Below are 13,057 nucleotides of genomic sequence, written 5' to 3'. Positions count from 1 at the left end.
GAGAAAAAACTGTAGGATTCTAAGCTTTACCTATCTGGTATTTCGTAACCAACCGGATAAATTCATTCCACCTACTCTATAATTCCAACCTTTGACCAAGGTTTCTCTTGCAATGCGCAATCTTGAAAAGCAACTCTTTTCGGGATATGGCAAAAAGTCCTATTTGTAACCAAAAACAATACTATCATTTTATCGCAAAACATAAGCATGGTAATTAAGACCTACGATGCCTATACCCGACTTTCAACCATGGAAGCCGCACGCTTCACCAATTTTCTTTTTGAACATCAAGAAGGAAAACGTGCCACTAAAAAGGCCATACGTAAAGCCATTCAGTATTCCACTAAGGAAATACCCGGTTTAGGCGGATATGTATTCTCCATGGAGGACAAGGACAACATTCTTGCTTTGGCCGTGGTAAACAAGACCGGTATGGGTGATTATATTCCAGAGAACTTTATGGTATTCTTTGTGGTGCACCGGGAGTTTAGGAATCAAGGGATCGAAGAAAAACTTCTGGATTACACGCTACAGTATTGCAAAGGAGATGTTGCCATCCATATTACCAGCGAAAACCAATGCCCAAATAAGAAGTTTTTTGAAGAATATGGGTTTAGCGAAACCCACACAGAAATGAGATTGAACCGTTAAAACAATATATGCTCAAAATTGAAGTAAAGTCCGGCGAAAGTATAGAAAGAGCCCTAAAACGCTACAAAAGAAAATACAGAAACACAAAGCGTTTAGAGCAAATCCGCGACCGTCAGGAATACACTAAAAAATCAGTAGAACGAAGAAAGACAATTAAAAAAGCACAATACAAAGCAAAATACCTTAACGAAAGGGAAAACGAATAGTCTTAAACACCATTAACAACAAAATGAAACTTTCAAAGATTAAAAGGGAAACCAAGTATGAAAAACGCTACAGTGTTAAAATGGGGGAACTTACTACCCAGGTCACGTACATAAAGCGATACATTTTAGGAATCCCTACACGTACATTGCACAAGTACAGGGAAACCTATTACGGTAAAGTAAAAGATTGCAAAGACTGTAACATATCCATCTAAATTTTATATAAACTTTTTTAATCCAAACAATGAAAGTATTGGTAATTGGTGCAGGTAACATGGGACTTACCTACGCCACAGGTATGTCCAAATCCAAACTATTGAAAAAACGCAACATTATGGTGCTGGACAAATCAAAGGAGAAATTGGACGAAGTGGGAAAAATAGCCTATTTCGATGCCATGGAACGCTTAGAGGACTGTGTGCCCCAAGCAGATATCATATTTTTGGCCGTTAAGCCATATCATGCCGAAGATCTCTTCAAACGTATGAAGAATTTGGTGAAACCCGAACAATTGTTCATTTCCATCATGGCCGGGGTGACCATAAAATACATTCAAGAGGCTCTGGGCATTACAAAAGTGGTTAGGGCCATGCCCAACCTTCCGGCACAAGTGGGGCAAGGGCTCACCAGCTACGTTTCTGCGGATGAAGTTTCCCGTCTGGAACTTTTTATGGTGGAAGGCCTTTTGGACACCACCGGAAAATCGCTCCGCGTTAAAAGTGAAAACTTTATCGATGCTTCCACCGGAATTTCGGGAAGCGGTCCAGCTTATGTTTTCTACTTTATGCAGAGCATGATGGATGCGGCCCTTCAAATGGGCTTTTCCGAAAATGTATCCAAAGTGTTGGTAAGTCAGACCTTTACCGGGGCCGTAGAACTGTTCAACCAGAACAACCTTACCCCAGATTCATGGATGGAACGCGTAGCTTCCAAAGGAGGAACCACTAGGGCCGCTTTAGATTCCATGCAGGACAACAATGTAGGTGAAATGATCAAGGAAGCTGCCTTTGCAGCCTTTAATCGTGCCGTAGAACTCGGCGAAGAATATTAAAACATGTATAAAGAACTCGTGGTCATAAAGGTGGGAACCAATGTTATGACCAACAAAGACAACAGAATTGTTAGGCCCGTGCTCAAAAAATTGGTAAAACAAGTTGCGGAACTGTACGAACGCGATATTATGACCATTTTGGTCTCTTCGGGGTCCGTAATTGCGGGAAAAGAAGTGTTGGGCAAAGCCGATATCAAGGACAAGACCCAAAGAAGACAAGTATATTCTGCCATCGGACAACCTAGAATGATGCGTTTGTATTACAACATCTTTAGGGATTACGGTATGAAATGTGCCCAGGTACTGCCCACAAAACGGGATTTTAACCCTGGCATGCACCGAGACAATATGATCAATTGTATTGAAGGACTCCTATCTGAAGGTGTGGTGCCCATTGCCAATGAGGATGATGCCGTTTCCGTGGCCATGTCCATGTTTTCTGATAACGATGAGCTCGCCACATTGATTGCTCAGTTGATGAATGCCGATAAATTAATCCTAATGACAGATATTGATGGTCTTTACAACGGTCACCCAGAAAAAGAAGAGTCAGAGGTCATTCAAAAAGTAGCGCCTAAAGAGGACTTGGACAAGTACATTGAAGAAGGCAACAAAGCTGAAGGTGAAGGCCGGGGCGGTATGGGCTCAAAATTGAGCTACGCCCAAATGGCTGCTGCAGATAACATTCCGTCGTATATCGTGAACGGGAAAAAAGACAATGTAATTCTAGATATTGTTGAAGGAAAAAAAGTGGGAACCAAGGTTTCCCTATAAAAAATGACAACTATGAAATTATTGAATACAGAACTAAAAAATAAGGTGTTGGCCGATATGGAGCGGATTCTGGATGAGAATCGGGAGGAGCTGCTCAAAGCCAATCAAAAAGATTTGGATGCGTTCAACCGGGACGATCAAGCCCTGTACGACCGTTTGGTGGTCAATCAGAAAAAAGTTGATCAAATGATTCAGGCGGTAAAAGAGGTTCGACTCCAAGAAGACCCTGTAAACCAAGAGATTTCTACGAGAAATTTGGACAATGGGCTCAAGATCATCAACAAAACGGCCCCTTTTGGGACCATCATGATTATTTATGAGTCCCGACCAGATGTAACCGTAGAAGCCGCAGTATTGGCTTTTAAGGCAAATAACAAAATCCTATTGAAAGGTGGAAAGGAAGCATACCATAGCAACAAAGTATTGGTAAAGTTCTGGCATCGGGCATTGGAAGAGAACCATCTACCAACGGATTTCATCCAGTTTTTGGAAATGGACCGTACCCAGACCCAAGAATTTTTGAAAAATCCCGATCAAGATTTGGATTTGATTGTACCCAGAGGCGGTGAACGCCTTATCGCCTTTGTAAAGGAACATGCCAAATGTGCTGTACTGGTAAGTGGTCGAGGAAACAATTTCCTATATGTTCATAAAGAAGCCGATTGGAAAAAGAGCTTGGAGGTGATTGTAAACGCCAAGACACATAAAATATCTGCCTGTAATGCGTTGGACAAGATTTTGGTAGATTCTGGGATTGACGGTTATGAGGATAAATTGAAAGAACTGAAAGAGCTTTTTTCCGAAAAAGGTGTTTCCATTCTGGTGGATGAAAAAGTGAAAACGGTTTTGACCGAAGAGGATATTATTCCCAACGCATCAGTATGGCAAGAAGAATTTTTGGCCATGAAGTGTGTTATTGGTTCAGTAACTGGTTTGGATGAGGCCATTGAAAAAATAAATACAAACTCAGGCGGCCATTCCGCCACCATTATGACCCAAAACGATAGCATTGCTCAGACATTTATGGAAAATGTGGATTGTGCCGCTGTGTACCAAAACGCTTCTACCCGTTTTACCGATGGCGGACAAATGGGTGTTGGTGCCGAGTTGGCCATCAGTACGGACAAACTGCATCATAGAGGTCCACTTGGACTCAAACAATTGGTCACAAACAAATACTACGTATTTGGTAATGGCCAGGTGAGGGTTTAAATGCACCTTCTTTAAAATGTACAAGGCGTTGAGAGCAAACTTCAACGCCTTTTTTTTATCCATAAATTAAAATAAGTATAAAAAACGGTGATTTTCTACTGAAATATTGGTCATTTTTTAAGAAAATCTCTAGATTTAGTACTTAAACATATTACCATGGGAAAATTTGAGATTAATACAGATAAATCTGGCAAGTTCAGGTTTAATTTAAAAGCTGGAAACGGCCAAGTAATTTTAAGCAGTCAGGGGTATACCACCAAAGCTGCCTGTGAGAATGGTATCGAGTCTGTGAGAAAACATTCGCAGGACGATGGAAACTTTGAAAGAAACACGGCAAAGGATGGAAGTCCATACTTTAACCTAAAAGCCTCCAACGGACAGGTCATTGGAAACAGTGAGATGTATTCCAGCGAGTCAGCTATGGAAAACGGGGTTGCCTCTGTAAAGAAAAACGCTCCAGATGCATCTGTGGATGATAGCTCCTCTTAGTTAAGAGTAAAAACCAATTTTGATATAATAAAAGGCAGTCCAATGGGACTGCTTTTTTATTTAACCACCAAACCAGATTGCCCATTCGTCAGTTGAAATAGAGCATCCGTTAGGTAGACCATTCAAAAAATGATAGTTCAACTTATGTTTGCTATGCAATTACGCGTTAAACCATATTGAAAAGCAAGATCAATTTTAACGCATGCACATATAGCAATGCACTTTTTTAGACTGTTGGTCATAAAAGTGTTTAGTTTAGTTGAGGTTTCCGTTACGCCAAGGAACCATTTTGGTTCCTTGGTCGTAATGGTTTTTTGTTTTGGGGCAAAACCAATCTTTTTCCTCGACTATTTTAATAATTCTTTTCGATGAATTTCCTTCCTATAAAAGGTTGAACCAAACACGGCCTTACAAAAAAATGAAGCTTTTTCCTGCCTGTGCCATATCCCGGTAAACTCATCTTTCGGTTTCATCAATTGAAAAGTAGCGTTCATTCATTTCCCCGTCCCACCCTCACATATTTACTATCTCTTTGTTAAATGCCAATCATCATGGAAACGTAGCAATAAAAAACAGTACAAAAAAAATAAATCTTTTTAAAATGTATTCAAGAATAATTTTAATGGGCATCTTCCTCATCCTGACCACCTCGTCCAGTCTTGCCCAATCCTATGTTGGATTCCTAGAGGACAATTATAGTGGTGTGCATGGGATAATTTCCAACCCTGCCAACATTGCAGATTCCAGGCTTAAATTGGATGTCAACCTTATAGGTGTCAGTTCCTTTGTGGGAAACGATTACATCGGATTCAATATCAGTGACGCCTTAACCAGTTTCAGTGATACATTTGATAATGCCAATACCTCTCCTACAGAAAACAACTTCATAGCATGGAATATTGATGTGTTGGGTCCATCCGTAATGCTCAGTATAGACCAAAAACAATCATTGGCCATCTTTACCAGAGGTAGGGCATTTTTTAACATCAACGATGTCAACGGTGAACTCTTGGACAAAGAAGGTGGATTTGATGAAACGGAAGATTTCTCTTTGGAGGAAGGTAGCGTATATGGTGCCTTTAACCTTTGGGGAGAAATAGGAGCCTCTTACGCCAGAGTGCTTTTAGATCAGGAACAGCATTTTTTAAAAGGCGGTCTGTCCCTCAAATACATTCAAGGTATGGGCAACGTCTATATTAAAGGGTCAAGTGTTTCGGTCAACTATACTTCAGAAACTAATCGAGTAAGTACCACAGGTGAATTTACTTACGGTAACACTGACACCTTTGACGATGAAGGCAACGGTGGAGACTTTTTTGATTTTAGTGGAGGTGGCGGCTTTGGTGCCGACATAGGCCTTGTCTATGAGTGGAGACCAGAACACACAAAATACACTAAGTTGGATGCGCAGGGAAATCCCATTGCAGATAGAGGTGCCAATAAATACAAATTAAAATGGAGTGCTTCCATAACAGACATAGGAGAAATATCAGATACAAACGGAGTCGAAAGAGTTTACGATCTTAACAAAACCCAAGACAAGGATAATTTTGACGGTGATGTGCTGGAAGATGCCTTAAGGGACAATTTTGATCTTTTATCAGAATCGCAATCGGCTAATATTACATTGCCCACCGCATTCCATACCAATGTAGATTGGAACCTTAACTCCAAATTCTATCTTAATCTTAATGCTGATATTCCGTTAACGCCAAAGCAAAGAACGAACACCAATAGAGTTCTAACTCAATTTAGGCTTACCCCTAGATTTGAAAGTACTTGGTTGGGAATCTATTCTCCTCTCAGCGTTCTTGAGGGGGCTGGGTTTCAATGGGGTGCCGGAGTTCGATTAGGCCCTGTTTACCTTGGTTCTGGATCTATTATTTCGGCTATTGCCGGAAAAAATACCAAAGCCGTGGATCTATATGCTGGATTGAAGATTCCTGTTTATCAAAATAAGTTGAAAGACAGAGATAATGACGGCATTATCAACCAAGAAGACCAATGTCCGGATACCCCGGGCCCCATCGAAAACAAAGGATGCCCATGGAAAGATTCTGACGGAGATGGAATCTTGGACAAAGATGATGATTGTCCCAACGAAGTAGGCCCAGCTGAAAACAATGGATGTCCTTGGAAAGATACCGATGGGGACGGAGTTTTGGATAAAGACGATGACTGCCCAACTGTAACGGGCTTAGCTGAGTACAATGGCTGTCCAGATGCCGACGGGGATGGAATCATCGACAGTGAAGACCGTTGTCCAAATACTCCTGGAACAGTGGAAAACAAAGGATGCCCTGATACTGATGGTGATTCACTTGTGGATATCGATGACGAGTGCCCCTCCATAGCAGGTCCTGTCAGCAATAAAGGCTGTCCAGAGGTAACACAAGAAGTTCAAAAACAACTGAACGACTACGCCAGGACAATCCTATTCGATACCGGAAAGGCTACCATAAAACCAGAATCGGTTTCAACCATGGTGGACATCATTCAAATCTTGAATGAGTACCCCAATGCCAACTTTACTGTGGAAGGCCATACAGATAGTGTTGGAAGCAGTGAAAGCAATCAAAAACTCTCTGAGGCTAGGGCAAATTCAGTTCGGAATTTCTTGACCAATGAAGGTATTCCATCAAATAGATTGACAGCCATTGGGTTCGGTGAAGACAAACCTATAGCAACCAATGCTACCAAGATTGGAAGGCAACAGAACCGAAGAGTTGAAATTAATCTGATCAAATAGCTATCCTGTCCATAATTCAATGCTGAATTAAGAATGTAAGGTTTGGTGTAACTCGAGTATTCTAATGCAACAGTGATAGTTGACCGTCAAGAAATTTTCTTGGCGGTTTTTTTGTAATTGGTGTTCCATCTTCAGTGATAAAATCCAATAAAAGAAATCAAATTCATTGTTCATAAAAACCTAAAAAAGGTAAGTATTTAAATAATCGTCATAAATCCATTTAGGCCTTTCGTCAATTCTAAAGCCCTATAGGTTAATTGCTCCCCAAATATATAAAGTAGGCATAGTACTTTAATTCTATGCTAACATGGAGTCGTGTATTCTGTCCAAAAATATGTGGCCAAAACCTACTTGCTTATGACTAGATCTTTACTCAATCCTACTTATTTGCACACCGATAGATCCATATCGACCAAGTATCGTATTGCACCATACAAACGTATTGGCAAATCTCTGCTAAGCATTTTTTTCCTTATCACAGGATTCAGTCTATCCGCCCAAGAGGTAGACAACTGGTACTCAGCAGATAGGGCAATAAATACTCCATCCAATCCTTCGGCTTTGCATGAGTTTACTCCATATGCTCCAGCTGATGGCACACCAGTGAACATATGGTATGATTTGGTTGATTTCGTAATTCCAGCATTTCGCCAAGATGCCATGGAACACCCCAACCCGATCAATTATAACCAACCGTGGCAAAATTACCCAAACCATGGCTTCCAGCATCCTGGTGCACCCGGTTTTTTAACCCCGATTGGAACTATACCGGGCATACCGACATTACGGAGAAGCATATGGAACTTTAATCCCGCCGTGGAATTTGATGGGTCTGGAACGGGCGATGCACTCTACTTCCGCTCACATGCAAGAGACAATATTGCCGTTTTTATTGTTTTTTCAGCAACTGGCGAGGGCAATACGGCAGAAACACAGAGTCTTTTGTTCGGTGGAGATATAACAAATCACCTAAATTCCAACACCAATCTTTCTTTAGGAGTTTCAAATGGCAACCGTTTTTCAATCGGTAGAACATGGGATACCGGTACATTTTTTCAAGCAGGTGGTGTTGATTTATTGAATCGGCCCACTATAGGCACGTTTATAAGAGATTCCATTGCCACAAACGAAGAAGCCCTGACCACAAGGGTCAATGGCCTAGTGGATATCAATGGCCTAAATAGAATTGACCCAACGGCAGGGGAATCCCTCTTCTACTACAACAGAATGGGAAAACACTTTAACGACACTGATCCCGGTGGCGGCTCAGATCCAAGCAATCTATCTGGTCATATTGCTGAAATATTGCTAATGGATGGCATTCCTAATGCAAATCACATCCAAAGAATGGAAAGCTATTTAGCGATCAAATATGGCATTACCCTTAATGCATCTGGAACCTTGGGAAGTATTAATGGAAATGATTCATATAACTATTTAGCTGCCGATGGCACAACCATATGGGTGTTTGATGCCACGTACCGATATGATATAGCAGGCATAGGTAAAGATAGGTTTGATGATGTCGGCGCCAACAGATTACGATATAATCTTCACCAGCGCATCTCAAAAAGTGTAAATACAGAAGCAAGGGTTACGATATCGACAAATTCGGACTTCTCAACTGACAATTTGGATAATAACAGAACCCCTATTGATGCATACCATTTTGCCCCTATTGAACATAATTATCTGGTTTGGGGAAACGATCATGGGTCAATGATGGTTACAGCCATGGACAACCCCGCAGGAGTTGATCAGAGGATTCAAAGACGATGGAAAATTGTCGAGACCCGGTCTGCTGCTGCAGATCCAATTTCCAATGTAAGTGTACGTGTTGATCTTACCGGATCGAATATACTACCCAATGACCCCTGTGAGATATTTTTGATGATAGACGAAGATGGAAATGGCAACTTCACAGATGGAGTAATAACACTGATAGAAGCAACTACCATATCAGCAGATCATGTATTTTTTGATAACGTAAATTTCAATGGTACAGATGTTTTCACAGTAGCCCACATCACTGATGCAGAACCTCCAACCGCCAGCAATCCTACAGCAATAGTGGTGTGTGATACCGTACCAGCTCCAGACCCCAATGTAGTCACCGATGAGGATGATAATTGCGCAGTGGATACCGTAGTACATCAAGGTGATATATCAGACAACAGTACCAATCCAGAGACCGTTACCCGTACTTACAGAGTAACCGATACCTCAGGCAATTTTTTGGACGTCACCCAAACGATAGAAGTGTATACCTCCCCTGAATCTGGTGTCCCATCCAATCTAGACATCTGTGAAGGAGACGCCACCATATACGACCTCTTCGCCCAGATCACCGGGGAGGACGCCGGCGGAACTTGGAGAGATGTCAACGATGCCTTCGGCAATGGTGCAAATACTGTTGTAGGAAATCCTGCCAACATGAATTTCTCAACCATTTCGCTTGGAAGCTACGACTTTACGTATACAGTCACAGGAACGTCTCCTTGTCTTGATGCAACGGCAACCGTAACGGTTACCATAGAACCGCAAACTACCCCCGATGCGCACGAGCCATCGGCACAGACCGCCTTCCAGGAGTGCGGGCTCACGCACGCCGTGGATGCCTCCACCGCCTTGGGCAACGGCACATGGACCATGGAGAACGGACCCGGGAACCTAACCTTCGGCACAAACGCGAGCGACCCCGACCAGACCCTTACCGTGGATGCCTACGGAACGTACACCTTCAGGTGGACCGATGTCAACGGAAGCTGCTCCAACTTCGACGAGATAACCGTGACCTTTTATGAAGAGCCCACTACGGCCAACGCCGGGGCCGACATCCAACAGTGCGACAATGGCACCTTTAACATGGCCGCCAATGCCCCAACGGTGGGCACGGGCACTTGGTCGGAGGTCGGAGGGCCATCCGGAATCACAATAACGAACGCCGGTGACCCCATGACCACGGTAACAGGGCTCGCCACGGGAAGCTCAGTCACCCTCAGATGGACCATCACCAACGGCACAACATGCCCCGATTCCCTGGATGAGGTCACCATAACCAACCGGCCACAGCCGACCCTTGGCGTGGACCTTTCCACGGATCCCCCCGCATGCGGGGCCGACGGGACCATCGAACTGTTGTTCACCAACGTGCCGGACGGTCTGTACACCATAGTGCACGACAGCGGGAGCTTCCCCAATGTCGGCGTCTCCTCCGGGGGGGCCACTGTCAACGCGCCCGCGGGCATCTACAACAACCTGAGGATAACCGTCAACGGATGCACCTCCACAGACGACCCCGATGTCACACTGACCGATCCCCCGGCACCCGACATAGACCCCATCGCAGACGTGGCCGCATGTGACTCGTTCGACCTATCAGGAATCAGCATCACCGGGACGAGCTTGACCTCCCCAAGTTTCTATGATGCGGCCGGGGGGCCGCTCGGCGGCGGGAACCCCATCGCAGCCAACGCCGTGTTGAACAGCACAACTACCATATACGTATGGGACGAGAATGGCACCTGCTCAGACGAAGAGTCCTTCATCGTCACCATAACCGAGCAGCCCGATGCCGGGACGGACGGCAACCTGACCATATGTGAGGGCGATGCCGTGACCGACGCGGACCTTTTCGCACAGCTCGGCGGAACACCGGACGCAGGGGGCAACTGGAGCCCGGCACCCGCAGGGGCCGGGGTATACACCTATACCGTGGCCGCCACGGCACCTTGTACCGCCGACGCAACAGCACAGGTCACCGTGAGCGAACAGCCACAGCCCGATACACCGGCCGACGTGGCAAGCTGCGGGCCATACCAACTGCCGCCGCTCACCAACGGCAACTATTTCACAGGGGCAGGCGGAACAGGCTCGGCACTCTCCGCAGGGGACATGGTCAACGCCTCCACCACCCTGCACGTATTCAGCCCGGCCAACGGAAGCTGCCCCGAAGCGGACAACACATTCACAGTGACAATTTCAGGATTTAATATATCTACAACCGTTGAAAATGAGACATGCTGGGAAAGCCTAGATGGCTCAATAAGTGTAAACACGGATACTACTGATTTGCCTTTAACGGTCCAGTTGAATTCTATGCAGCCGATGGTTTTTGCTTCTAACTCTTTTAATCTAGATAACCTAGCTGCTGGAAATTACCAAATGACGATTATTGATGGCTATGGGTGTGAATCAAATACCGTATTTGAAGTTTTACCTGGAGGCCCAAATCTTGAAGCAACTATAGAACCTATTTATTCATGTGATTCAGGATTACCATCTAATAGTGTCGAAGTGACCTTATTGGATTCCAGCATAGTGAATGAAGTGCTGTACGCTTTAGATTCTACAAATCCCAATGACTTTGTAATCAGTCCTGATTTCAACAACATCAGTCCAGGTAATCATACTCTATCCATAATGCACAATAATGGATGTTTGGTCGAAATTCCCTTTATGATTGAGGAGACTACCCCACTTAGTTTGAGCTTATCCAATGATTACATCAATGAAATAACTGCCAATGCGAGTGGTGGATTTCCTCCTTATACCTATTATTTTGAAGATGACGGGGGAAGTTCCACAAACACTTATACCATTACCAGAAGTGGAACTTTTGAGGTTACAGTAATTGATGGAAGAGGATGTGAAGCTACATCTTCCATAACGCTCAACCTTGTAGAGATAACCATCCCTAATTTTTTCACTCCGAACAACGATGGGCAGAATGATTTTTGGAAACCAAGGAACATGGAACTCTTCCCTGATATTCAAACTTTCATATTTGACCGATATGGTAGAAAATTAGAGATCATGGGGCAACTCGATAATGGATGGGATGGCCGTTACCAATCTCAAGCCATGCCTTCGGGTGATTACTGGTATATCGTACAACTGAATGATGGAAGTGGTCGTGAATTTGTTGGACATTTTACTTTATACAGATAAATACAAATGAAAATACATGTAAATAAAATATTGTTATGCTTGCTTTTAACCTTCTGTTTTAAGGGCAAAGGACAAGAATTGACTATACCGCAGTTATCGCAATACCTGTCCGACAATCCATTTTTGATGTCACCATCCTTTGCTGGCATAGGCGATTACGTCAAGGTAAGAATGAATGGCCTCTCGCAATGGGTAGGTGTCAAAGATGCTCCTGATACACAGTCGCTTTCAGCAGATGTAAGACTGGGCAACCGGTCAGGAATTGGTATGGTACTGTACAATGACTCCAATGGAGAGACCAAACAACGCGGCGGCAAAGTTTCTTTTGCTCATCATTTGACCATCAATAAGTATGAAGACCATTTTTTTTCAATGGCCCTATCCTTCAATCTTAATCAGTTTAGGATAGACATTGAAAATTTTGAAGATAATAATGATTTGGCGGTTGTAAATGATAGAGCATCGAGTAACCCAAATTTTGACATTGGCACCTTGTACAGAAGAGGAGGTTTTTATTTAAGCCTTAATGTTTCAAACATTCTAAACAAGGATTTGAAGAAATTCAACCCAATTAACGAACCCAATACGCTTAGAAACTATTATTTGTATTCTGGATATAAATATCGGAGAAGCAGAAGGGCCGATTTTGAGATCGAACCTTCTATCTTCTTCCAGTATTTTGAAAATGATAACCGCTCTGTTACAGATGTCAACACCAAATTTAAGTGGTATGACTTTCTTGACTATTATTACGCTGGTTTCACTTATCGATTTTTAAATGACCAACTTGGAGCACCTCTCTATATCGCCCCAATCATAGGACTCAAAAAAGGTGGCTTTTATTTTGGGTATTCCTATCAAATCATCATGAATGAACTATTGGGCTATTCAAAAGGCACACATGTAATAACACTTGGCGTGGACCTTTTTCAAGGCATATCCAATTGTAGCTGCACGTATTAATCATTAAAACAC

At 43.3% G+C, this 13,057-nt stretch carries 10 protein-coding genes; all 10 read left to right on the top strand.

Features of this window, described 5'->3' with window-relative positions:
- The first annotated feature begins 207 nt into the window (after nt 1-207).
- Complete coding sequence (locus tag AB1A65_RS06240; protein WP_366586817.1) at nt 208-651, top strand: GNAT family N-acetyltransferase; 444 nt, start codon at nt 208-210, stop codon at nt 649-651.
- 8 nt (nt 652-659) lie between these two features.
- Complete coding sequence (rpsU, locus tag AB1A65_RS06235) at nt 660-857, top strand: 30S ribosomal protein S21 (RefSeq protein WP_366586815.1); 198 nt, start codon at nt 660-662, stop codon at nt 855-857.
- A gap of 23 nt (nt 858-880) precedes the next feature.
- Nucleotides 881-1,072, top strand: coding sequence for a hypothetical protein (locus tag AB1A65_RS06230; protein ID WP_036382046.1), 192 nt, complete (start codon nt 881-883; stop codon nt 1,070-1,072).
- A gap of 29 nt (nt 1,073-1,101) precedes the next feature.
- Nucleotides 1,102-1,908, top strand: a complete 807-nt coding sequence (proC, locus tag AB1A65_RS06225) for a pyrroline-5-carboxylate reductase (RefSeq protein WP_366586812.1) — start codon at nt 1,102-1,104, stop codon at nt 1,906-1,908.
- A gap of 3 nt (nt 1,909-1,911) precedes the next feature.
- Nucleotides 1,912-2,682, top strand: a complete 771-nt coding sequence (gene proB / locus AB1A65_RS06220; RefSeq protein WP_366586810.1) for a glutamate 5-kinase — start codon at nt 1,912-1,914, stop codon at nt 2,680-2,682.
- Nucleotides 2,683-2,694: 12 nt separating this feature from the next.
- Nucleotides 2,695-3,894 (top strand): glutamate-5-semialdehyde dehydrogenase, encoded by a 1,200-nt coding sequence (locus tag AB1A65_RS06215; RefSeq protein ID WP_366586808.1) that lies wholly within the window; start codon nt 2,695-2,697, stop codon nt 3,892-3,894.
- Nucleotides 3,895-4,050: 156 nt separating this feature from the next.
- On the top strand, nt 4,051-4,383 hold the full coding sequence (locus AB1A65_RS06210) for a YegP family protein (RefSeq protein ID WP_366586805.1): 333 nt from the start codon (nt 4,051-4,053) through the stop codon (nt 4,381-4,383).
- A gap of 601 nt (nt 4,384-4,984) precedes the next feature.
- The gene (locus AB1A65_RS06205) at nt 4,985-7,132 is read left to right on the top strand and encodes a DUF5723 family protein (RefSeq protein WP_366586802.1); all 2,148 of its coding nucleotides are present in this window, start codon (nt 4,985-4,987) and stop codon (nt 7,130-7,132) included.
- 357 nt (nt 7,133-7,489) lie between these two features.
- On the top strand, nt 7,490-12,082 hold the full coding sequence (locus AB1A65_RS06200) for a T9SS type B sorting domain-containing protein (RefSeq protein ID WP_366586799.1): 4,593 nt from the start codon (nt 7,490-7,492) through the stop codon (nt 12,080-12,082).
- Between the two features lie 6 nt (nt 12,083-12,088).
- The gene (locus AB1A65_RS06195) at nt 12,089-13,045 is read left to right on the top strand and encodes a type IX secretion system membrane protein PorP/SprF (protein WP_366586796.1); all 957 of its coding nucleotides are present in this window, start codon (nt 12,089-12,091) and stop codon (nt 13,043-13,045) included.
- Nucleotides 13,046-13,057: the final 12 nt, after the last annotated feature.

This window comes from Allomuricauda sp. ANG21, from assembly GCF_040705235.1.
In the GTDB taxonomy this organism is placed as follows: Bacteria; Bacteroidota; Bacteroidia; order Flavobacteriales; family Flavobacteriaceae; genus Flagellimonas; species Flagellimonas marina.
This window is presented reverse-complemented; position numbering and strand designations above follow the sequence as displayed.